The sequence below is a fragment of the Timaviella obliquedivisa GSE-PSE-MK23-08B genome, from assembly GCA_019358855.1.
Taxonomy (GTDB): domain Bacteria; phylum Cyanobacteriota; class Cyanobacteriia; order Elainellales; family Elainellaceae; genus Timaviella; species Timaviella obliquedivisa.
The window spans coordinates 603,439-625,447 of the sequence record JAHHII010000001.1; the positions used below are offsets into that span (position 1 = coordinate 603,439).

General features: G+C 47.9%; 30 protein-coding genes and 1 tRNA gene. 4 read left to right on the forward strand and 27 right to left on the reverse strand.

What is annotated here, in order from left to right; all coding sequences use genetic code 11:
• Positions 1 to 15 precede the first annotated feature (15 nt).
• The 11 genes from KME11_02985 to KME11_03035 form a co-directional block, all read right to left on the reverse strand.
• Positions 16 to 216 carry a hypothetical protein gene (locus KME11_02985; GenBank protein MBW4514173.1) on the reverse strand — a complete coding sequence of 67 codons (201 nt, stop codon included), beginning with the start codon at positions 214 to 216 and terminating at the stop codon, positions 16 to 18.
• Positions 213 to 1,673: a hypothetical protein gene (locus tag KME11_02990; GenBank protein ID MBW4514174.1), complete on the reverse strand. Its 1,461-nt coding sequence runs from the start codon at positions 1,671 to 1,673 to the stop codon at positions 213 to 215. The genes KME11_02985 and KME11_02990 overlap by 4 nt, the downstream gene beginning before the upstream one ends.
• Positions 1,670 to 3,871, reverse strand: coding sequence for a hypothetical protein (locus KME11_02995; GenBank protein MBW4514175.1), 2,202 nt, complete (start codon positions 3,869 to 3,871; stop codon positions 1,670 to 1,672). Before KME11_02995 ends, KME11_02990 begins: the two co-directional genes overlap by 4 nt.
• Positions 3,868 to 4,557: a hypothetical protein gene (locus KME11_03000; protein ID MBW4514176.1), complete on the reverse strand. Its 690-nt coding sequence runs from the start codon at positions 4,555 to 4,557 to the stop codon at positions 3,868 to 3,870. The genes KME11_02995 and KME11_03000 overlap by 4 nt, the downstream gene beginning before the upstream one ends.
• A gap of 7 nt (positions 4,558 to 4,564) precedes the next feature.
• Positions 4,565 to 4,894, reverse strand: a complete 330-nt coding sequence (locus tag KME11_03005) for a hypothetical protein (GenBank protein MBW4514177.1) — start codon at positions 4,892 to 4,894, stop codon at positions 4,565 to 4,567.
• Positions 4,895 to 5,059: 165 nt separating this feature from the next.
• Positions 5,060 to 5,320 carry a type II toxin-antitoxin system RelE/ParE family toxin gene (locus KME11_03010; protein ID MBW4514178.1) on the reverse strand — a complete coding sequence of 87 codons (261 nt, stop codon included), beginning with the start codon at positions 5,318 to 5,320 and terminating at the stop codon, positions 5,060 to 5,062.
• Positions 5,320 to 5,571 (reverse strand): hypothetical protein, encoded by a 252-nt coding sequence (locus KME11_03015; protein ID MBW4514179.1) that lies wholly within the window; start codon positions 5,569 to 5,571, stop codon positions 5,320 to 5,322. The genes KME11_03010 and KME11_03015 overlap by 1 nt, the downstream gene beginning before the upstream one ends.
• Positions 5,572 to 5,855: 284 nt before the next feature.
• The gene (locus tag KME11_03020) at positions 5,856 to 6,428 is read right to left on the reverse strand and encodes a hypothetical protein (GenBank protein MBW4514180.1); all 573 of its coding nucleotides are present in this window, start codon (positions 6,426 to 6,428) and stop codon (positions 5,856 to 5,858) included.
• A 268-nt stretch (positions 6,429 to 6,696) separates the two neighbouring features.
• Positions 6,697 to 6,972: a hypothetical protein gene (locus tag KME11_03025; GenBank protein MBW4514181.1), complete on the reverse strand. Its 276-nt coding sequence runs from the start codon at positions 6,970 to 6,972 to the stop codon at positions 6,697 to 6,699.
• Positions 6,973 to 7,127: 155 nt separating this feature from the next.
• A complete protein-coding gene (locus tag KME11_03030; GenBank protein MBW4514182.1) occupies positions 7,128 to 7,466 on the reverse strand; it encodes a hypothetical protein in 339 nt (112 codons plus the stop codon).
• 133 nt (positions 7,467 to 7,599) lie between these two features.
• Positions 7,600 to 7,818 (reverse strand): helix-turn-helix transcriptional regulator, encoded by a 219-nt coding sequence (locus KME11_03035; GenBank protein ID MBW4514183.1) that lies wholly within the window; start codon positions 7,816 to 7,818, stop codon positions 7,600 to 7,602.
• Positions 7,819 to 8,098: 280 nt separating this feature from the next.
• Between KME11_03035 and KME11_03040 the strand changes: the two genes are divergently transcribed.
• From KME11_03040 to KME11_03055, 4 genes are all read left to right on the forward strand, one after another.
• The gene (locus KME11_03040; GenBank protein MBW4514184.1) at positions 8,099 to 8,368 is read left to right on the forward strand and encodes a hypothetical protein; all 270 of its coding nucleotides are present in this window, start codon (positions 8,099 to 8,101) and stop codon (positions 8,366 to 8,368) included.
• Between the two features lie 111 nt (positions 8,369 to 8,479).
• Complete coding sequence (locus KME11_03045; GenBank protein ID MBW4514185.1) at positions 8,480 to 10,069, forward strand: hypothetical protein; 1,590 nt, start codon at positions 8,480 to 8,482, stop codon at positions 10,067 to 10,069.
• A complete protein-coding gene (locus KME11_03050) occupies positions 10,066 to 10,377 on the forward strand; it encodes a hypothetical protein (GenBank protein ID MBW4514186.1) in 312 nt (103 codons plus the stop codon). Before KME11_03045 ends, KME11_03050 begins: the two co-directional genes overlap by 4 nt.
• 434 nt (positions 10,378 to 10,811) lie before the next feature.
• Positions 10,812 to 11,498 carry a hypothetical protein gene (locus tag KME11_03055; protein ID MBW4514187.1) on the forward strand — a complete coding sequence of 229 codons (687 nt, stop codon included), beginning with the start codon at positions 10,812 to 10,814 and terminating at the stop codon, positions 11,496 to 11,498.
• A 90-nt stretch (positions 11,499 to 11,588) separates the two neighbouring features.
• On the opposite strand, the gene KME11_03060 is transcribed toward KME11_03055, so the two are convergent.
• The 16 genes from KME11_03060 to KME11_03135 all read right to left on the reverse strand — a co-directional run bounded on the left by KME11_03060 (position 11,589) and on the right by KME11_03135 (position 21,802).
• Positions 11,589 to 11,694 (reverse strand) — tRNA-Leu (locus KME11_03060).
• Positions 11,695 to 11,762: 68 nt separating this feature from the next.
• Entirely contained in the window at positions 11,763 to 12,467 is a 705-nt protein-coding gene (locus tag KME11_03065) for a DUF882 domain-containing protein (GenBank protein ID MBW4514188.1), read from the reverse strand.
• A 15-nt stretch (positions 12,468 to 12,482) separates the two neighbouring features.
• A complete protein-coding gene (locus tag KME11_03070) occupies positions 12,483 to 12,791 on the reverse strand; it encodes a hypothetical protein (GenBank protein MBW4514189.1) in 309 nt (102 codons plus the stop codon).
• Positions 12,788 to 13,087 (reverse strand): hypothetical protein, encoded by a 300-nt coding sequence (locus KME11_03075; GenBank protein MBW4514190.1) that lies wholly within the window; start codon positions 13,085 to 13,087, stop codon positions 12,788 to 12,790. The genes KME11_03070 and KME11_03075 overlap by 4 nt, the downstream gene beginning before the upstream one ends.
• The gene (locus KME11_03080; GenBank protein ID MBW4514191.1) at positions 13,087 to 13,962 is read right to left on the reverse strand and encodes a hypothetical protein; all 876 of its coding nucleotides are present in this window, start codon (positions 13,960 to 13,962) and stop codon (positions 13,087 to 13,089) included. Before KME11_03080 ends, KME11_03075 begins: the two co-directional genes overlap by 1 nt.
• Positions 13,959 to 14,420 carry a hypothetical protein gene (locus KME11_03085; GenBank protein MBW4514192.1) on the reverse strand — a complete coding sequence of 154 codons (462 nt, stop codon included), beginning with the start codon at positions 14,418 to 14,420 and terminating at the stop codon, positions 13,959 to 13,961. The genes KME11_03080 and KME11_03085 overlap by 4 nt, the downstream gene beginning before the upstream one ends.
• 13 nt (positions 14,421 to 14,433) lie before the next feature.
• Positions 14,434 to 14,661 carry a hypothetical protein gene (locus KME11_03090; GenBank protein ID MBW4514193.1) on the reverse strand — a complete coding sequence of 76 codons (228 nt, stop codon included), beginning with the start codon at positions 14,659 to 14,661 and terminating at the stop codon, positions 14,434 to 14,436.
• Positions 14,661 to 15,236: a hypothetical protein gene (locus KME11_03095; protein ID MBW4514194.1), complete on the reverse strand. Its 576-nt coding sequence runs from the start codon at positions 15,234 to 15,236 to the stop codon at positions 14,661 to 14,663. Before KME11_03095 ends, KME11_03090 begins: the two co-directional genes overlap by 1 nt.
• Positions 15,237 to 15,389: 153 nt before the next feature.
• Positions 15,390 to 15,590, reverse strand: coding sequence for a hypothetical protein (locus KME11_03100; protein MBW4514195.1), 201 nt, complete (start codon positions 15,588 to 15,590; stop codon positions 15,390 to 15,392).
• Positions 15,587 to 17,047 (reverse strand): hypothetical protein, encoded by a 1,461-nt coding sequence (locus KME11_03105; protein ID MBW4514196.1) that lies wholly within the window; start codon positions 17,045 to 17,047, stop codon positions 15,587 to 15,589. The genes KME11_03100 and KME11_03105 overlap by 4 nt, the downstream gene beginning before the upstream one ends.
• Positions 17,044 to 19,245 (reverse strand): hypothetical protein, encoded by a 2,202-nt coding sequence (locus tag KME11_03110; protein MBW4514197.1) that lies wholly within the window; start codon positions 19,243 to 19,245, stop codon positions 17,044 to 17,046. The genes KME11_03105 and KME11_03110 overlap by 4 nt, the downstream gene beginning before the upstream one ends.
• A complete protein-coding gene (locus KME11_03115; GenBank protein MBW4514198.1) occupies positions 19,242 to 19,931 on the reverse strand; it encodes a hypothetical protein in 690 nt (229 codons plus the stop codon). Before KME11_03115 ends, KME11_03110 begins: the two co-directional genes overlap by 4 nt.
• Before the next feature lie 7 nt (positions 19,932 to 19,938).
• Positions 19,939 to 20,268, reverse strand: a complete 330-nt coding sequence (locus KME11_03120) for a hypothetical protein (protein MBW4514199.1) — start codon at positions 20,266 to 20,268, stop codon at positions 19,939 to 19,941.
• Positions 20,269 to 20,433: 165 nt separating this feature from the next.
• The gene (locus tag KME11_03125) at positions 20,434 to 20,694 is read right to left on the reverse strand and encodes a type II toxin-antitoxin system RelE/ParE family toxin (GenBank protein ID MBW4514200.1); all 261 of its coding nucleotides are present in this window, start codon (positions 20,692 to 20,694) and stop codon (positions 20,434 to 20,436) included.
• Positions 20,694 to 20,945: a hypothetical protein gene (locus tag KME11_03130; GenBank protein ID MBW4514201.1), complete on the reverse strand. Its 252-nt coding sequence runs from the start codon at positions 20,943 to 20,945 to the stop codon at positions 20,694 to 20,696. The genes KME11_03125 and KME11_03130 overlap by 1 nt, the downstream gene beginning before the upstream one ends.
• 284 nt (positions 20,946 to 21,229) lie before the next feature.
• Positions 21,230 to 21,802, reverse strand: a complete 573-nt coding sequence (locus tag KME11_03135) for a hypothetical protein (GenBank protein ID MBW4514202.1) — start codon at positions 21,800 to 21,802, stop codon at positions 21,230 to 21,232.
• Between the last annotated feature and the right edge of the window lie 207 nt (positions 21,803 to 22,009).

Sequence of the window (22,009 nt, forward strand, 5' to 3'; positions counted from 1 at the left end):
GCAAAATTTTTATAATTAACTGCTATTTCTGAGCAAATCTTGCCTGATATCCAGAAGTTGCTGATAGACTTGCTCACGAGATTGCCCTGTTTCTTCTGAGAGCCGCTGTAACAGGTCACCCCGTGGGTTATAGGTGTATGAGCGCCCAAAGCGCGATCGCCTACGTTTGATCGCCCGTCTGGTGTTCGTGCCCAACAGTGTCCATAAATCGCTCATTGTAAGGGGGAAATGCCTTCCGGCTCCGTCTCAGTCCAAAGCTCTAGCCTGATATGTTCTTGCTTAAAGTTCTGCCCTGATAGGTCATTTGTTCCGGTTAACTCAGCAGTAGAGCGCCGAATGAGTAGAGTTGCATAAGCTGGGTACATCTGAACCGGATCTTTTTTGAGGTTCTGATGCCGATCCTTCTCTTCAGTGACCGATAGGGTCAGGATGTTAGCTGTGGAAAGAGCAAGTAACTCTCTTAACTTTGTTTCGGCTTGCCCTTCACTAGCGCCATAAACCGCCATTTGCCTCCCATTGTCTAGGTTTGCAGTCGCTCGATACTTCCCCCATGTCCAAGGGTTAGCCGCCGCTTTGATGGTTGCCCAAGATAAGCCAACCTTTGCGTCTGGGATGGTTGCCGTCACCTCTCTAACCCTTCCAGAGGGAATGATCCAAGGTGGCTCTGGTTTTGACTTGAATACAATCGTCAGTTTGCGCCGCTGTGTGCCTGCCTTCAGCCAGTCCTCAGCAGGTTGACCCACAATCTGCCCTACATCTCGGTTATAGACTAGCTTATGGGTTGCTAACGTGGTTTGAATATCTTGCTGGATCAGCTTCTGAGATCCAGTTAAAACGATGGTTTCACCTTCCACCCGTGCATCTGGAGTAATTTTTACCGCTCGTTTCTCTCCAAATGCCCCCTCATTAGCAAGCTTGGTAGAAGAGTAGTAATCATCTAAGGCATAGGAAACCACATAACCGACCTCAATAATTGCTTCCGTTGCTGACTCAATGAAGTTACTAACAAATGCCTTAAGCTGTGGGTTGCCAATGCTTTCCACACTTTTCTCAACCTGCCCCGCGATTGTCCAGGGTTCCCGCTCGCTTGTGATTGGCGCTTGTCCAAAAAGCCTCAATCTACGCTGTGTGAGAACTTCAGTTAACACCCAATTCGACAGCAACGATCGGCGGGCAGTGCTGAAAAGTTGGGCAAGCTGTCCCCGAATCTCTTCGCCCCCCTCTTCTGCTAGAGCTAGGGCGATTTTCCCCGCAATCACCGGGAACTTGATCGCAGCTAGGGAGGCAACCCCAAGGCTAGTCAGCCATACTAGCCCCGTTCCTGCGAGGTTCCCTAAAGCGCCAAAAATAGCGGTGTTATTTTGGCTGATTTCTGCCTTGATAGAAGCGTCTGTTTGGTTCCAGTCAAAAGTGACAATGGTAAATGTCAACTCAACTAGCGATTCCCATGCATGAGTCAGAAGCCAAGTGCCAATAGAGAACGCCGCCTGAATTAGGAAGCCTCCAAAGCGGGTCAATCCTCCGATCGCCCAATTAATCAGCCCTCCCCCTTGTCCACCGTCTCCTTCTGGCTCTGCTGATAGGGATGCGAAAACATCTATCACCCGTGATCCGACTAATGCCCTCACTTGTTGGCTCTTTAGCGCATCCCTAGAAATCGTGATTAGGCTCATTCTGCCCCCTCATTTTGTGCCAGGTTGCGAATATCGGCTTGGGGCGCTGTCGGGTCAAGTTGGTTAGCAGGTGGGTTCTTAATCTGTGCAATGAACTCTGCCCACGCCTGATCATCCTGGTTAGAACTAGCCTCTTGAGCCGATTTAATGCGATCGCCGGGTAGTTCACTGTTTAGAATGTCCCACGGTCTAAACACAGAAGCTTTTGTCATCTCACCTGCCGTCACCAACGCTTGAAGAACTTCTTGAAGATCTTTATCCCCCGCGAATTCCCACGAGGGTATTTTTTTGGTAGATGGTTTGAGAGCGTCTTTAATTGATTTAGCGCCCGGTGAAACTGAAAGTTTTATATCTCTTTCTGATTCTCTGTGCCGATAGCCCAAATATTTAGCGTTCGCCTTGGCATAGTCTGAAGCCGTTACCGCCGCCGCCTGCCCCTTAATGGTTTCAGCAATTCCCTTAAATGCTAATTCTTGTAAAATATCGGTATCAACATCGAGTGACATCGTTAAACCAATAAGTTCCGCTAGTGCTTCCGCTTGGTTGAGAAACTCAATGTTCTTCTCAATCCCCGCCGCATTCTTATACTTAATTTTTATCGGGTAATTTCCTGATATTGAATCGAGTTGTAGAAACAGCCATTCTTGCCATGATGCAGCATCATAGATGGTTACTGTTTCATTACTATTACTTGTGATGTTTTTGGGTACAGTTGCCGGGAAACGATTGAAGCCAGAGCGTTGATAGTTAACTGCGGATAGATTGGTAATTATATTAATGAGGTTCAGTACTCTAACCCCGCTGGAGGTGTTTCCATCTCCATATAGTCCCGTTCTCGCTTCGCGTATCAAGTTCTCTGGATCTATGCGCCCCTCTGGTAATCTCTGATCATCGATCGCCCCCCAAAAAGTGCCCCCCAGAATAGCGTAAACTCTAGCTATTCTGTACCCAAGCTTTTCTAGTTGCTTAAGGACAGGTTCGAGTGCTTTTTTGATGGCTTCTAGGATCTGCTTTGTTTGATCTTTTGTTTGAGCCTCGTTCTTATCGATAGCGTTTTTTATAGCCCCAAGTATTTGAGTTGATAAGCTTTTGATTGACTCTTTCAACACTGTGAAAGCGCTATCAAACTTAGCAGCAAAATCCTTCACCTGTTGACTTAAAGCTCTGACGATAGTAGTGAGAGATGATAAGGAATCGATGACTTGCTGTTGGAACTGTCGAATCAGCGCCTTAATTTCAGCAGACTCTAGTTTGATGTGGCTAATGATTTCAGACTTAGCCACGTTAATCGCGCTTACTGCATCATTGCCGCCGCCCTGGTTAGCGAATAGCGCAATGATTTGAGCTATAAATGACGCAAATTGCTCTAGAAAAATTGCTCTTAGAGCATTTTGAATCTGACTTGATAAATCTCTCAGGTTAGCCAAGATGGAGTTGATAATGACCTCTAGCCCGCTGAATCTGTTATCAATGCTTTGAATCAAACTTTTCAGAGCGTTGATACCATCAATAATGAGCCGAATCTGGGCGGCAATGCCTACCAGTTCTGCCAATGAACCAGACAGCCTTTGCACGAGAGAGAGTAGATTCTCTAATGCAGTCATGATTTGGGCTTGGGCTTGGCGAACCAGTCCCTTAGTTTCAGCCGCTTCTAGCTTGACATGACTGATGATTTCAGACTTTGCTACATTGATCGCGCTCACCGCTTCACTGTTGGCACTGCCGCCAATAAACAGAGCAACCATCTGAATTAATTGGGCGATCGCCTGAGCAATTGGGGATATGAGTTCAATAACTACATTCCTAATTTCAGATGTAATTGCTTGAATTGGAGCCAGTAGCTCATCCCGGACTGTTCTAATTGCTGCTATTAGGTCTGGTGAAAGCTGCCGAATAGCCATCAGAACATCGCTAACTATCCCTCTAAACCTTGATTCAACTCCTGAGAGGACGCTCGATAGGGTAGATATGATGGTGTTTTCGGTGGCTTGAATCTGCCCACTCAGTCCTGAAACTTGTGACCGGATTTGACTGAGCTGGCTAAGGACACTTGATAAATCAACTGAACCGCGATCTTGTGACATTTCTTGCACCAATGCTTCTAATCTGGCAATTCTAGGCAGTACACCCGCTAACCCCTCACTCTCACTCCGTAAGGCTCTAACCTGGGCTAGAAGCTCTTCACAACAATCGCTCATAACCGCCTCATTGCTTGCCTAATAGCTTCTAAATTTTCCGTTAAGTCGCTACAGTCAACGCAACAGCCGCCAATTCTAGCTCCACCTGGTAGACACGTGCCCTCACAGGTCACGGTTGTCGAGGGACACACAGATTCAGTGCGATCGTAAATGTAGCCCGTGCCATCTAAGACGACAAACCGACAGGGTGGAACTGGATTAGTAAAATATCTAATTGCTTGAACTCTGATGTTATCCGGGTCTAAGAAGTGCGCATTATTTCTAGTCCCTGCAAGAATTCCGATCTCGTAAAAATCAGGAGTAAAACACCCTCCTGAGAAATAGCCGAAAGGGGCACGGCAAAATAATTCTATTTTTTGCCGAGTCCCGTTAGAGGTTGGCACATTAATGATCCGAGCTTCCCCAATCGGTCCATAAACAGTAGCCTCTACGATGTAATCGTTAAAGAGATCCACTCGTTGCCCCAATTGCATGGGTTCAGTTCTGCTGTATTGTCCTACAACAATTTCAAGAGTGTAGAGACGACAGTTTACATTACCACCCTCATCATTTAGCTTGATCTTACTAACGATTACACCCGGTTCGTTTGAGACTATTACCCCGGTTGGTGAATACTCAATCCCATTATCGAGGTAGTCATAAGTAACGCGTGCAGTAACGGCTCTGGGACATTGAGCAATGGGCATAATTATCCTAAATTAAGTCAGGGTCGGGAACATTTGTGCCTGTATCTGTAACGTAGATTTGAACGTTGTAGGAATACTCTCGTTTTAGTTCATTGTTCCTGGTTAGCAAGCCTGGGTAAGGTTCTTGCACAACTACGTTAGGTAGTTGATCTGTGTTAGACACGCTGAATGCACGGGCTTTTAGGAGGATGGCAGTTAGCCACTTTTCCGCATCAGTTGTTCCCGCTGCTGTGTCCCATCCGACGTTGGAAAAGTCTGAGAACTTTATGGTTAGTTCGCCGGTGGCACTAACAGATGCATTATTTCCAAATATTTGACCTAATGAAGGCTTGGGCATGATGATGACTCTCAAAACATTGAGGAGAGAGTGCCCTTACCCAATGAAAAACCCTACTACAGGAGCAGGGTTAGGGCGTATGACTTCCACTCATACCTCTTACTTGGGGAGAAGATACCCTCATTCAATAAAAAACCCGCTCACAAGGGGCGAGTTACTTCATTGCTATCGATACGCTTCCCGGCGATGTTTGACTCTCAAAACCAAAATGAGAAGCTGTTTGTCTCGAATTTGGTAGACTACTCGGTAGTCTCGGACTCTGATACGGTAAACATCAGTCATGCCTTTGATTTTGCTGACTCCGTTGGGGCGTGGCTGGGAACTCAGTTCGTTGATGGCGGTACTGATCTGCTGTTGCAATTCCTCATCAGACAGGGCTGCCAACTGTTTCTGCGCCTCTCTAGAAAGCTCAATGCTGTAGGGCATCACTTCACCCCTAATTCGGCTTTCACTTGTTCCCAGGGCACAGTCCCTTGAATTTCGATTTCTCGCAGTGCGGCTTGTGCATCTGCTAGGTCTTCGGCATCTTCGTCTGACTCCATCTCAATGTCGTAGCGTTCTTTGAGGAACAAAATGAAGTGAAGCAATTCTCCAAAGTAGAAATCATCAGGGGTTTGCTCTAGCTCTTGAAGGATTTGGTCTTTAATGTCGGTGGATAAGAAGTTGGGACGGGGCATACAATTAACTCCACTACTGTTTTTTGTAGGGGCAACCTGTTGGGGTGTGCCCCTCTCTCTATTTTGGGCTGATCTTACAACCTGGTAGCTATGCCCTGTCCAATAAAAAACCCGCTCACTGAGGCGGGTTAGTGTCCATTGATGAATGTAAGGTTATGCGACGCTTCCTTCAAGCTGGTACTCAGCAAAGTTAACCAACATGATTACGGAAAACTGGTCATTTCCACCACCACCGCCACTGCCGCCGCCGCCAACAGATACAACTATTTGTCGTTACACCCCTGCTACTGTAGGACAGATTTTCCCGCGTTAGGGGCCCGCCGATCGCCTCTACCTACAGCCATGAGGCGATGTTCCACTAGATAAAAGCAGTGGTAGAGGTAAGCCGCACAGGTTAACCAGGTCAGTGATAAAAGTCCAAAAAACTGCTCTGAGTTGCCATTAGGCAAGGGGATCTGGTAGCTAATGCTGAAAAGTGGATGAATGAGCCAACCTATGAAGGTTGTGGTAGTAGATGCAATACCGATCGCCGCACAGCCCCAAATTCCTTCCCAAAAACTCATTAAGTTAGGAACTATCCCTTTGACAATGCCGATTTCAGGGGCTTGAAGCTTAGGGACGTAGCGACTCAATACTAAATGAATAAGGTGGTGAACAATAGCGATCGCCAAAATTGGAGACAGCAAGGTGAAGCAAATGACTGGGATGAACTGATCAGGACGGTTAGCCAAGTAGGACAGCACAGCCTGAGAAATGAAGACGGACTTGATGATATAAATATTCATTGCAGCAAGTAGAAGCAGAAACAAGGCATTCAGCCACGAGCTAGGGTAAGGCAGGCACTTAGGGTACTTCATTGGGCAAACTCCATATCTATCTATGTTTGACCGCCTTAGCCTCTAAGCGCGGTCTTTTCTAAAGTGCCCAATAAAAAACCCGCTCACTGAGGCGGGTTCGTGTCCATTGATGAGTGAATTGATTAACCTACTTTCTTTAATTGATCCTTTTGTCTCAAGTGGTTCAGCCTTGCCTGTACTACAGCGGGGGACTTGATTTTCATCGACTCCATCATTCTCCTAGTAGCTTCTTTCATGTTCAGACTCCTTTACGGTTGTAGTACACTTCTCAAGAGTTATCGTACAATTCTCGAACTTGGCTGTCTACTTCAGCCTCATAATATTCATCTTTTTCAAGTCGGTCGTTTAGCTCATTGTGCCAAGAATCAGGATAGTCGGCATTGTAGCAACCGCCTGTAGGGTCTCCATCTGCATCAGGGCTTGATAGGAATGGATCGCCCCCTTCCCTTGCTGCAAGTCCCTGTTCTTGCCCACGTCTACCCCAATCTTCTTGGGTCATATCGTCTTCACCATCATTACCGCGCCATGAAGTACCGCTAAACATAGAATTAAATTAGCTCCGTGTGGGGTTGCCAGGGGTCGAGGGTCTCAAGCTATCCCCCTGGCTTTTACATTGCCGTCTTTCCGGGCTGTCACCCCTGATGATTCATCAGTGGGAAAAGGAAGGGGCGGGAATGATCCGCCCTGGTGCCGACCTTCCTACTCTCCTGCCCAAGTGCGATAACCGATCGCCTCACTTCCAGCAAACTCAATGGCAACCCATCCAAGAGTGCCTGCCACTTTGTAATAGTCCAACCTCGCATCCATGCACTTGGGTGAGCCGAAGCGGTTTCTCATATCGGCAGAGGTTTGAGGGAAAGCAAGGTAGGAGAGATCCTCTACATCTCCTTGTGATAGCTCCCCATCAAGTCCGTAGGGGTTAGCGGCGCAGTAATCATCGACTATTGAGGCGTTGCTTGGGGGCAAGTGGACAGAACTTGCAATCATCAGTAGTGACCCTACCAACGGTAGGGATACTGGAATCATCGAACGTCGCATAATTGATAAAGCTCCATAGTTGTTTGTGAACTTGGGGTCATGCCAGTGGGTAATGCAACTACCCACTGGCTCTTGTTTGTCGCCACAGCGACAGAGGAAGGGGAGGGGACGATCCTCCCAAGTGCCAACCTTCCTAATTAATTGCGTCACCTTCAGGAATATCAGCCCGTCCAAATTGCCGTGGAATGTCGTGAACAGAGCAGTCCAGCAAAGTGCATAGGGCTTGAACCTGAGTAATGGTTAACCGAGGTTCTCGTTGACCTGATACCCAGTAATAGACGGCTCTAAGTGACACATCAAGAGCTTCTGCAACTTGTTCAGGGGTTTTGTTCTTAGCTTCCAGGAGACTCATGAACTGTGAGGGGTGTTGATTTTTATTCATCTTACACTGAACTACTGTTCATGAACAGCCGTTCACTGTAGAATGCTCTAAGAGTGAACAACTGTTCATTTTGGTTGTGCGGGACGGGGTTGATTTCGAGGTCTCACCCGTGCTGCATCCCATCAGTTTCTCAGACCTTATGAGAAACAAGGCGATCGCACCTCTTCGGGGGGCGATCGCCAATAAAAAAGCGCCCTGGTAGGGACGCTTGATTTTCGCTTTGTCAATCTAAACAAACAGTGAATTATTTATGAATACGCAAACCTCCGGATTTATTCAGCAACATTTCAACGAATTAGAAGACGAGGTTAGAACCCTCGCTGTGAAACATAACTACTTAGTAGAGTCCATCAGCCTGCTCTGGTCAGAGATCCAGCGAACCACCACCGACCCGCTAACCAGACAGCGCTGTGAAAGACGAATAGGAGAGCTAAACCTCCTACTGCATGACATTGAACCGAAACCAGAAAACCTAACCCCAACCAGTGGGCAAGTTTCACCGGACGGTATCCCCTTTTAGAGCTAAGGAGGGCGCACTCCTTACCTCTAACTCGTAAACTTTACCCATCACTAATCGTATGTTATCAGCATCTATTGAGGTGTCAATTGGCACACAGACAGGGGCGGGAAGATGGTAGCTTCTCCCTTTGCCTCAGTTCAGCACAAATTCCGGTTCGTTCCAGAGTGGGATGACTTCCTAGAGCTATTCCCTCACCGTGGCTCATACCTCTGGGCAGAACATCCAGGGGCAGGCGATCGCCCGGATTGGCAAACCGAGACGCGCCACTTGTTAAGCGATCGATTAGTCCAGCAAGGGGCTTACCTGTATGGAGTCAGGTTCGGGCAAAACACCCATTACCTGATGATTGATATCGATCGCGGTTCCCGGTTGCACCCAGCCCATGATCCATTCGCCATTGGTCGAGTCATCGATGCATTAGAGCCGCTGGGATTGGTTTCATGTGTGCCAATTCGCAGTTCCTACTCTGATGGGATTCATCTTTACTTCCCGTTTTCCCATGGGCAGAAAAGCTGGGCGATCGCCCAGGCAGCTGAGTCATTGATTCAGAGTGCTGGATTTAAGCTCGACAAAGGGCAGGTAGAACTATTTCCCAACCCGCGCCGCTGTACAGGTCGAGATTACAATGGGCACCGCCTGCCACTGCAACAAGGGTCTTACCTGCTCGATCGAGATATGGAACCCGTCCTCTCATCCCGTGCCGAGTTCGTCCGGCGCTGGAGACTAGCCGAAGGTCGAAACACCCTCACAGAAGAGACTCTTACCCTCACCCTGAAGCAATTCAGCCGCCAAGCCCCCAAAAAACTGAGGTTCTCAGCCCAAAAGTTTCTCAATGATCTGAATGCAGATGTAGAAGGCGGCTGGACAGGCTCCGGACAAACCAACTACATCCTAGGGCGCATTGCTCAACGAGAGTACGTGTTTTTCCATGCCCTCTACGGTGGATCACCCCTAAGCGGTGAACGGCTTGCCGCTCGGATCTGCGAGGTTGCAGAAGACTTACCAGGCTACAAACAGTACTGCCATCATCAATACGAGATGTTTGACCGATGCATGGAGTTTGCGCGGTCGATCGAACATAGCGGCTATTACCCGTACGGGGGGGATGTGGTGCTTAGGGTAGTTCGCAGTGACCCAAAAGCGAACTCATGGAACAAGCAACAAGCCAGTGAAGCCCGTCAAAGGATTGAATCTGCCCTAAGTGACATGACCCAGAAAGGCACGTTACCCAGTGGGATTAGAAACCTGCTCTATGCGATTAAAAGCTATGGGGTATCAGCGGGCAGTTTCTACAAAAATAGGGACTTATGGGAGGGTAAAAATCAACTGAAACCCGCTCCTGGAGCCATGATCCGACCTACTTTAGAGGAAATAGAAGAACCTGAAAACCTGAAACCCGCTCCTGGAGCCATGATCCGACCTACTGATCCAATAAGCTTGTACACTGCTGATCCGGATGACCCCCCCAAAGGGGTCAAGCCGGATTCTGCTTTAAGGGCTGTTGGGGGGCGCGGGGGGTTATCCACAAGTACAAATGAACCGCCGCCAGAACCGCCGCCCGTGGGAATCGAGTTCATCCGCCACACCCTCAACCAAATTAAGCAACGCCGCCGGCAGCCGCAGCCGCCATCGTCAGCCAGTTCCCTACCGCCGCCTGACGAAAGTTGGTTCAACCAATGGCGAACGGAGGGCACTGCATGACCCTTGCCACTCAAAAAACCTTTGTCGATGTGCTAGTGAGCATTGAGATGAAGCTAGTCAAGCTGGGATGGGTAACGATTTCCCGCAGCGGGGAACGCCGTACCGCCAATGTCACAGAACCTCGCGTGCTGAAATGGGCGATCGCAGTCTGCATCAAGTCAGGCATATCTAGCGAATTTATCAACACAGTGCTAGAAAAAACGCCGCCTGAGAGACATTGGCATCGCATTAGGGCACATCTACCCGAATCTGCCTTCTACGTCCTAGAGGGAAAACTAGACGGCTTTCTCCTGAGTGATGAACATTGATGAACATTGACGGACGCATCGCCCAAGCCAACGGGCGATTAAAAGCCGCTCGTGTGGGTGTGGCGATCGAGCGAACTGGGGGCAAGTTGCGGCTACGTGCCACACTGCCCCCGCGCCCTGGTGCGGTTCAGTCAGTCCCACATCAGCAACGAATCACCCTTGGCATTGCTGCCAGCATCGATGGCGTGAAGTTGGCAGAAGCCAAAGCGCGAGAAATTGGGGCAATGCTCACCCAAAATAAATTTGATTGGAGTCTGTACGCCAAAAATGACGTACAGATTCAGCCCCAAAACTGTGGGCAATGGGTTGAGCAGTTCGAGCAAGATTACTTCCAGAAGCGCAAACGAACTTACAAAACTGAGACCACCTGGAACGGTGACTATGCAGAAGTGTTTAAATTTCTGCCCAAAGGTCAGCCCCTCACATCGAGGCTCATGGATCAACTCATTAAGGCAACTGAACCAGACACCAAAAAACGGCAGCGCTATTGCATGGCAATGAAGGCGATCGCCAAATTTGCCGCGGTTGATTACGACCCCTCACCACTTGCCGGGAACTACTCACCCGCAAGCGCGGCTCATCGTGACCTCCCAGATGACCAAACCATCATTGAGTGTTTCCATAAAATTCCCCATTCGGGTTGGCGCTGGGTCTACGGGATGATGGCAACCTACGGGCTGAGGAATCATGAAGCCTTCAAGATTGACTTTGAGCAATTGCGATCGGGTGATCCAATTCTCTCGGTTCTGGATGACACCAAAACTAACGCCCGTGAAATCTGGGCTTGCTACCCCGAATGGGTTGAGCAATTCGACTTGTGCAATGTCCAACTGCCACCCGTTAACCTCGACCGCCCCAATAAAGCGATCGGCGGGTCGGTCTCCAAAGCATTCGCCCGGTATGAACTGCCCTTTACCCCATACGACTTAAGGCACTGTTGGGCAGTTCGGACGCTGTTGTTTGGCATGGACTACGGCATGGCAGCGCTACAGATGGGGCATTCTGTCGCAGTTCACAAAGCTACCTACCACCGCTGGATCACCCGTGATCATCTACGCAGTGCCTACAGTCGCGTCATGTTGCACCCCGATCGCCCCAAGCCACCCAAGCCACTTGCCTAAATTTTGCCTAAAAATGGGCGTTGATTCTAAAGCCTTTCTGGGCAAGGGTTACAGCGGTACTGCTACACCCTAAAACCCTCAATTGACCAATGGGGGCGGAGAGACTCGAACTCTCACGACCTTGCGGTCAACGGATTTTAAGTCCCTAGACCGCCGTTCTGAAAAGCTTGCTAGATATGCCTTTCAGGACTAACCCATCGGTAATTGCCTAAATTCTAGCCTAAAAACTGGGTTAGATCCCCTCAATGAGGGCAAAATTCTGGCTTAAAATCCATAGTCCCATCTTGCTTCGTAGCCCCGTGCATCAAGATGGGTAAAAACAGATGAACTAGCCAGCCCGCCTCGATCGCCCCACCAAGGGCTTAACCTATCATAAATGTCATAAGGGCTGACCCCATCTATCACAAAATCAACGGCATCCCCCCACATGTGGCGAGACTGGGAAGCCCCCCCTACCGATGCATTAGTTCTAGGATCTCTGTACCAAGAATTAATTTTTATGGGAGCATTGCCTAACTTTTCTCTCACAAGTTCTAGAGATTTGGCGATCCGAATGATGCCCTCAATGACTGCCACGTCTTGGACTTGCCTAGTCCCCCCGTGTGTCGCTTCTCCCCATGTGAAATTCCCACCGGGAAGGATTGATTGATTCCCATAGAATTTAGACCTGTTACCAGGGAGAACGATAATAGCTCCCCTTGCCTTCGCAGTTGGATTCTTATCACTGGGTTTATTGCCAGGTTCTAACCCTTCCATTTTTATGTCAGGTGAATAGACTAACCAGGTATTTCTCCCCTTAAACATGCGATCGAAAGTAACTTGAATAAATAGACCCACATTAGGTTTATAGGCTTTAACTCCAACCATTAACGCTTTCGGAACAGTGCAGAAATAATCCTCTGTCAGATCACTAATAGCTTTAGGCTGGAGCCGAAGGAAGGAACTTTTGACAAATTGGATTGTGATCATAAGTCAGGTTCAGTCCTATTCCCTAGTCTCGTAAGAAGTCGTTTTAGATAGGTAATGATCAATGTGCTTAACCTGCTTTTCAATTGATACGACTTCTGTTCTAATTCGTTCACTGAAATGAGAGAATTTTTCTTTGAAACCGTTATGGGATAGGCTTTGCACATCTTGCAAGTTTGAGATCTGAAGGTCTTTTTTCTCAAGGTCATGTCGTAGCAATAGCATTTCACTATTGACCTTGATGAGAATTACCCGCCATAAAATAGTGCCAACTGTGACAGAGCAACCGATCGCCCCAAAAATGAAGCCCGTTATATCACTGTTCATACATCTAGCGCCCCTTCCATTTCTGGAATAGACTTAGCCTCTAGATAGCCCAAACTGCGGATCGTTACCAAAATTTTCACCTTGGCATCGTCCGGCACCTCCGGATCAATCTCCACAAGGTAGGGAAGATTTTTGATCGGTTCCTTGCCCTCCTGGAAGGCTTGTTGAGATGCATACCCATTGAGAGCCAACCTCACTGAAAGAGGTTCATTGATGCTCCAATGTAATTCGCTCAACCTCCAGTAACCCTTCTCACTGGTTAACCCATGAATCTCTATCGGTGCTTGTAATCCCATTACCAAACCTCCGTTAATTGCACTGAGGCTACCCATTTGATGGTTTTCCCAGCATCCCCTTTAACCTGAATTTTCAGCCCTCCGTTCACCGTGTCAGCCGTTACGGTCGGTGTCCAGTTCGTGCCATTGCCCAGCGACGATCGCCGGGTTCCCGTGGCAGTTTGTAAAACAGTGCTTGCCGCTGCCGCCCCTCGGTAGAGTGCCCCTGAACCAAGCCAGTAAATAAATTCAGGCGTTGCCGCTGTGCTGTGACCTACCAAGGAAATTTCATAGCCTGCTGACGAATTGGCATGAATTAGAACCCTCTGAGGGGTAACTATCTCCGTTAATGTGGCATCAGTGGTTTGAGCCGTTAGGGTGATCCGGTTGGCATTAGCAGCAAGCGCCGTCATCAATGCTGCGGTTGTCACCTTGTCAGCCAGCGCCGCTGTTAAATCTGAGGTCTTCACTCTGTCAGCCAGCGCCACCAGCAATTCTGTAGAGTCTACATACTGGCTATGCGCTGTTAGGTCAGCCTCATGATCATCAATTGCTAGCGATAGCAATGTTGGTTCATTAGTCGGATCTACCGCTTCAAAAACGTCGATGGCTACAGTCCATGAAGTTGTAGAAAACGTGTTCAGTTTGAGAGCAAGCCGACGATAACCAATAAGTTCATCAGGGCAAACGAAATCAATCAAATCATGCTGATTCTTAGGATTGATCCGGCGTGTATCTAACAGCTCGAAAGTCTCATTTAAGAACCCTTGACTAACTAGACCTCTAGATTCTGGGTCAGATGTTAAATGCCGAAAACGGAACAACCGTCCTGCTAGTGGCGCGGTATATTGCCAGTTTTGAGTCAACGTAAATTCAGCAATCTGGTTCCAAGTCATAGCAAGCTATTCACCTTACCCTCAAGGCGTTGTAAGTCTTCCCTAATGAATTCAAGAGTTTCGGTGTCAGATGCCTCTGTACCGCTGTACTCCCAAATCGTGACCCGCATAGTTCGATGCCATTTGGGAACCTCAACCCGCAAACGGTATAGGGTTGAAAGCTTTGGAAACCTCACCAATAGACCGCGATTGATGGGAATTGAGATTTGATTGGTATCAATCTGAACAAAATCAGTACTTGGTGCATCAATGATCATTTGCACCCGTACACCTAACCGCCAATGTGCTAGAGCCTCTGACGAGTCAGTGGCAATCAGAAGCGTGTGAGAAGGAAAGAGCCGACTGATCACAAACGGGGGAATAGGGGTGTACCTGGTAGGTGTGATAGCTGAACCTTGGTAGCTCTGGTCATAGACCTTTTCCCAGTTGGCAGCATCTTGTAGTTGAAACTCTGGCATTTTTCCCTATTCCCTACTCTTCACCTTCCCAATCTTCATCCATATCCTCTAGTCGTTCGTCGTACTCGCCCCCCTCAAGGTAGTCTTGCAAATCGCCAGGTGAGGCAGGACGCATCACGCCGCTACCAGGCTCTGCGATAAATGCAAACGTGTCATGCTTCACAGCCACGTCACGCCAATTCGGGGGAACTGCCGTCGAAAGCGTCAGGTCAAATAAAGGATTACCGGGAAGGATCAGCATTAGAGATCGGGAATCAAATTGTACTTATCAGAAACTGTCCACCCCGCCGCCGCCGCGGCGTTTGCAACTGCGGTGGTAGGTTTCATGAAAGTTGACTCAGATCCAGTTAAAGTCCTACGGGTTGCACGTGGTGGTTTAGGAGTCGAACCCCACACCATGTTAGGAGTCGAACCAACAGCCAGTTCAAACCCTAAATCAGCCGCCAAGTCCACATCATCGACCGTGATATTCCAGGCATAGTTATAGGTTCCCATGTCAATGAAAACCGTACGAACTCGACCGGAACGCTTGAGACCACGACGGATGCCAGACTGAGTTACAGTCCAACCCGTAGTTTTCAGCGTGGCAATTTTGCTGTCATCGCAGAAGCTGCCTACAATTGTGGTTGTAAACTCTTTAGTAGCCCTAGCAGGTTTGGGCGCATTGGCACCAAAAAACACACCCGCTTGCGCTACAAACGGTGTGTGTCCCAACTCAGCCGCATAAGTTGAAGATGTAGAACTGGCTTGAAATCCATACTTTAGGGTTCCAATCGTAACAAAGACTGGGGAACGCGCCCCGCGTGCTCGTGGCATTGATCAAACTCCTGAATAGGTAACCGATTTGATTCCTACGCTATGAAGCCTAACAACGCCCGTCAAGGCTCGGAAAATACTGACACCTATCATGCCGCCCCCCTAGGGTAGCGCCTATGTACAGGCTAGAAGTAAGAGGCAAAATTTTTATAATTAACTGCTATTTCTGAGCAAATCTTGCCTGATATCCAGAAGTTGCTGATAGACTTGCTCACGAGATTGCCCTGTTTCTTCTGAGAGCCGCTGTAACAGGTCACCCCGTGGGTTATAGGTGTATGAGCGCCCAAAGCGCGATCGCCTACGTTTGATCGCCCGTCTGGTGTTCGTGCCCAACAGTGTCCATAAATCGCTCATTGTAAGGGGGAAATGCCTTCCGGCTCCGTCTCAGTCCAAAGCTCTAGCCTGATATGTTCTTGCTTAAAGTTCTGCCCTGATAGGTCATTTGTTCCGGTTAACTCAGCAGTAGAGCGCCGAATGAGTAGAGTTGCATAAGCTGGGTACATCTGAACCGGATCTTTTTTGAGGTTCTGATGCCGATCCTTCTCTTCAGTGACCGATAGGGTCAGGATGTTAGCTGTGGAAAGAGCAAGTAACTCTCTTAACTTTGTTTCGGCTTGCCCTTCACTAGCGCCATAAACCGCCATTTGCCTCCCATTGTCTAGGTTTGCAGTCGCTCGATACTTCCCCCATGTCCAAGGGTTAGCCGCCGCTTTGATGGTTGCCCAAGATAAGCCAACCTTTGCGTCTGGGATGGTTGCCGTCACCTCTCTAACCCTTCCAGAGGGAATGATCCAAGGTGGCTCTGGTTTTGACTTGAATACAATCGTCAGTTTGCGCCGCTGTGTGCCTGCCTTCAGCCAGTCCTCAGCAGGTTGACCCACAATCTGCCCTACATCTCGGTTATAGACTAGCTTATGGGTTGCTAACGTGGTTTGAATATCTTGCTGGATCAGCTTCTGAGATCCAGTTAAAACGATGGTTTCACCTTCCACCCGTGCATCTGGAGTAATTTTTACCGCTCGTTTCTCTCCAAATGCCCCCTCATTAGCAAGCTTGGTAGAAGAGTAGTAATCATCTAAGGCATAGGAAACCACATAACCGACCTCAATAATTGCTTCCGTTGCTGACTCAATGAAGTTACTAACAAATGCCTTAAGCTGTGGGTTGCCAATGCTTTCCACACTTTTCTCAACCTGCCCCGCGATTGTCCAGGGTTCCCGCTCGCTTGTGATTGGCGCTTGTCCAAAAAGCCTCAATCTACGCTGTGTGAGAACTTCAGTTAACACCCAATTCGACAGCAACGATCGGCGGGCAGTGCTGAAAAGTTGGGCAAGCTGTCCCCGAATCTCTTCGCCCCCCTCTTCTGCTAGAGCTAGGGCGATTTTCCCCGCAATCACCGGGAACTTGATCGCAGCTAGGGAGGCAACCCCAAGGCTAGTCAGCCATACTAGCCCCGTTCCTGCGAGGTTCCCTAAAGCGCCAAAAATAGCGGTGTTATTTTGGCTGATTTCTGCCTTGATAGAAGCGTCTGTTTGGTTCCAGTCAAAAGTGACAATGGTAAATGTCAACTCAACTAGCGATTCCCATGCATGAGTCAGAAGCCAAGTGCCAATAGAGAACGCCGCCTGAATTAGGAAGCCTCCAAAGCGGGTCAATCCTCCGATCGCCCAATTAATCAGCCCTCCCCCTTGTCCACCGTCTCCTTCTGGCTCTGCTGATAGGGATGCGAAAACATCTATCACCCGTGATCCGACTAATGCCCTCACTTGTTGGCTCTTTAGCGCATCCCTAGAAATCGTGATTAGGCTCATTCTGCCCCCTCATTTTGTGCCAGGTTGCGAATATCGGCTTGGGGCGCTGTCGGGTCAAGTTGGTTAGCAGGTGGGTTCTTAATCTGTGCAATGAACTCTGCCCACGCCTGATCATCCTGGTTAGAACTAGCCTCTTGAGCCGATTTAATGCGATCGCCGGGTAGTTCACTGTTTAGAATGTCCCACGGTCTAAACACAGAAGCTTTTGTCATCTCACCTGCCGTCACCAACGCTTGAAGAACTTCTTGAAGATCTTTATCCCCCGCGAATTCCCACGAGGGTATTTTTTTGGTAGATGGTTTGAGAGCGTCTTTAATTGATTTAGCGCCCGGTGAAACTGAAAGTTTTATATCTCTTTCTGATTCTCTGTGCCGATAGCCCAAATATTTAGCGTTCGCCTTGGCATAGTCTGAAGCCGTTACCGCCGCCGCCTGCCCCTTAATGGTTTCAGCAATTCCCTTAAATGCTAATTCTTGTAAAATATCGGTATCAACATCGAGTGACATCGTTAAACCAATAAGTTCCGCTAGTGCTTCCGCTTGGTTGAGAAACTCAATGTTCTTCTCAATCCCCGCCGCATTCTTATACTTAATTTTTATCGGGTAATTTCCTGATATTGAATCGAGTTGTAGAAACAGCCATTCTTGCCATGATGCAGCATCATAGATGGTTACTGTTTCATTACTATTACTTGTGATGTTTTTGGGTACAGTTGCCGGGAAACGATTGAAGCCAGAGCGTTGATAGTTAACTGCGGATAGATTGGTAATTATATTAATGAGGTTCAGTACTCTAACCCCGCTGGAGGTGTTTCCATCTCCATATAGTCCCGTTCTCGCTTCGCGTATCAAGTTCTCTGGATCTATGCGCCCCTCTGGTAATCTCTGATCATCGATCGCCCCCCAAAAAGTGCCCCCCAGAATAGCGTAAACTCTAGCTATTCTGTACCCAAGCTTTTCTAGTTGCTTAAGGACAGGTTCGAGTGCTTTTTTGATGGCTTCTAGGATCTGCTTTGTTTGATCTTTTGTTTGAGCCTCGTTCTTATCGATAGCGTTTTTTATAGCCCCAAGTATTTGAGTTGATAAGCTTTTGATTGACTCTTTCAACACTGTGAAAGCGCTATCAAACTTAGCAGCAAAATCCTTCACCTGTTGACTTAAAGCTCTGACGATAGTAGTGAGAGATGATAAGGAATCGATGACTTGCTGTTGGAACTGTCGAATCAGCGCCTTAATTTCAGCAGACTCTAGTTTGATGTGGCTAATGATTTCAGACTTAGCCACGTTAATCGCGCTTACTGCATCATTGCCGCCGCCCTGGTTAGCGAATAGCGCAATGATTTGAGCTATAAATGACGCAAATTGCTCTAGAAAAATTGCTCTTAGAGCATTTTGAATCTGACTTGATAAATCTCTCAGGTTAGCCAAGATGGAGTTGATAATGACCTCTAGCCCGCTGAATCTGTTATCAATGCTTTGAATCAAACTTTTCAGAGCGTTGATACCATCAATAATGAGCCGAATCTGGGCGGCAATGCCTACCAGTTCTGCCAATGAACCAGACAGCCTTTGCACGAGAGAGAGTAGATTCTCTAATGCAGTCATGATTTGGGCTTGGGCTTGGCGAACCAGTCCCTTAGTTTCAGCCGCTTCTAGCTTGACATGACTGATGATTTCAGACTTTGCTACATTGATCGCGCTCACCGCTTCACTGTTGGCACTGCCGCCAATAAACAGAGCAACCATCTGAATTAATTGGGCGATCGCCTGAGCAATTGGGGATATGAGTTCAATAACTACATTCCTAATTTCAGATGTAATTGCTTGAATTGGAGCCAGTAGCTCATCCCGGACTGTTCTAATTGCTGCTATTAGGTCTGGTGAAAGCTGCCGAATAGCCATCAGAACATCGCTAACTATCCCTCTAAACCTTGATTCAACTCCTGAGAGGACGCTCGATAGGGTAGATATGATGGTGTTTTCGGTGGCTTGAATCTGCCCACTCAGTCCTGAAACTTGTGACCGGATTTGACTGAGCTGGCTAAGGACACTTGATAAATCAACTGAACCGCGATCTTGTGACATTTCTTGCACCAATGCTTCTAATCTGGCAATTCTAGGCAGTACACCCGCTAACCCCTCACTCTCACTCCGTAAGGCTCTAACCTGGGCTAGAAGCTCTTCACAACAATCGCTCATAACCGCCTCATTGCTTGCCTAATAGCTTCTAAATTTTCCGTTAAGTCGCTACAGTCAACGCAACAGCCGCCAATTCTAGCTCCACCTGGTAGACACGTGCCCTCACAGGTCACGGTTGTCGAGGGACACACAGATTCAGTGCGATCGTAAATGTAGCCCGTGCCATCTAAGACGACAAACCGACAGGGTGGAACTGGATTAGTAAAATATCTAATTGCTTGAACTCTGATGTTATCCGGGTCTAAGAAGTGCGCATTATTTCTAGTCCCTGCAAGAATTCCGATCTCGTAAAAATCAGGAGTAAAACACCCTCCTGAGAAATAGCCGAAAGGGGCACGGCAAAATAATTCTATTTTTTGCCGAGTCCCGTTAGAGGTTGGCACATTAATGATCCGAGCTTCCCCAATCGGTCCATAAACAGTAGCCTCTACGATGTAATCGTTAAAGAGATCCACTCGTTGCCCCAATTGCATGGGTTCAGTTCTGCTGTATTGTCCTACAACAATTTCAAGAGTGTAGAGACGACAGTTTACATTACCACCCTCATCATTTAGCTTGATCTTACTAACGATTACACCCGGTTCGTTTGAGACTATTACCCCGGTTGGTGAATACTCAATCCCATTATCGAGGTAGTCATAAGTAACGCGTGCAGTAACGGCTCTGGGACATTGAGCAATGGGCATAATTATCCTAAATTAAGTCAGGGTCGGGAACATTTGTGCCTGTATCTGTAACGTAGATTTGAACGTTGTAGGAATACTCTCGTTTTAGTTCATTGTTCCTGGTTAGCAAGCCTGGGTAAGGTTCTTGCACAACTACGTTAGGTAGTTGATCTGTGTTAGACACGCTGAATGCACGGGCTTTTAGGAGGATGGCAGTTAGCCACTTTTCCGCATCAGTTGTTCCCGCTGCTGTGTCCCATCCGACGTTGGAAAAGTCTGAGAACTTTATGGTTAGTTCGCCGGTGGCACTAACAGATGCATTATTTCCAAATATTTGACCTAATGAAGGCTTGGGCATGATGATGACTCTCAAAACATTGAGGAGAGAGTGCCCTTACCCAATGAAAAACCCTACTACAGGAGCAGGGTTAGGGCGTATGACTTCCACTCATACCTCTTACTTGGGGAGAAGATACCCTCATTCAATAAAAAACCCGCTCACAAGGGGCGAGTTACTTCATTGCTATCGATACGCTTCCCGGCGATGTTTGACTCTCAAAACCAAAATGAGAAGCTGTTTGTCTCGAATTTGGTAGACTACTCGGTAGTCTCGGACTCTGATACGGTAAACATCAGTCATGCCTTTGATTTTGCTGACTCCGTTGGGGCGTGGCTGGGAACTCAGTTCGTTGATGGCGGTACTGATCTGCTGTTGCAATTCCTCATCAGACAGGGCTGCCAACTGTTTCTGCGCCTCTCTAGAAAGCTCAATGCTGTAGGGCATCACTTCACCCCTAATTCGGCTTTCACTTGTTCCCAGGGCACAGTCCCTTGAATTTCGATTTCTCGCAGTGCGGCTTGTGCATCTGCTAGGTCTTCGGCATCTTCGTCTGACTCCATCTCAATGTCGTAGCGTTCTTTGAGGAACAAAATGAAGTGAAGCAATTCTCCAAAGTAGAAATCATCAGGGGTTTGCTCTAGCTCTTGAAGGATTTGGTCTTTAATGTCGGTGGATAAGAAGTTGGGACGGGGCATACAATTAACTCCACTACTGTTTTTTGTAGGGGCAACCTGTTGGGGTGTGCCCCTCTCTCTATTTTGGGCTGATCTTACAACCTGGTAGCTATGCCCTGTCCAATAAAAAACCCGCTCACTGAGGCGGGTTAGTGTCCATTGATGAATGTAAGGTTATGCGACGCTTCCTTCAAGCTGGTACTCAGCAAAGTTAACCAACATGATTACGGAAAACTGGTCATTTCCACCACCACCGCCACTGCCGCCGCCGCCAACAGATACAACTATTTGTCGTTACACCCCTGCTACTGTAGGACAGATTTTCCCGCGTTAGGGGCCCGCCGATCGCCTCTACCTACAGCCATGAGGCGATGTTCCACTAGATAAAAGCAGTGGTAGAGGTAAGCCGCACAGGTTAACCAGGTCAGTGATAAAAGTCCAAAAAACTGCTCTGAGTTGCCATTAGGCAAGGGGATCTGGTAGCTAATGCTGAAAAGTGGATGAATGAGCCAACCTATGAAGGTTGTGGTAGTAGATGCAATACCGATCGCCGCACAGCCCCAAATTCCTTCCCAAAAACTCATTAAGTTAGGAACTATCCCTTTGACAATGCCGATTTCAGGGGCTTGAAGCTTAGGGACGTAGCGACTCAATACTAAATGAATAAGGTGGTGAACAATAGCGATCGCCAAAATTGGAGACAGCAAGGTGAAGCAAATGACTGGGATGAACTGATCAGGACGGTTAGCCAAGTAGGACAGCACAGCCTGAGAAATGAAGACGGACTTGATGATATAAATATTCATTGCAGCAAGTAGAAGCAGAAACAAGGCATTCAGCCACGAGCTAGGGTAAGGCAGGCACTTAGGGTACTTCATTGGGCAAACTCCATATCTATCTATGTTTGACCGCCTTAGCCTCTAAGCGCGGTCTTTTCTAAAGTGCCCAATAAAAAACCCGCTCACTGAGGCGGGTTCGTGTCCATTGATGAGTGAATTGATTAACCTACTTTCTTTAATTGATCCTTTTGTCTCAAGTGGTTCAGCCTTGCCTGTACTACAGCGGGGGACTTGATTTTCATCGAC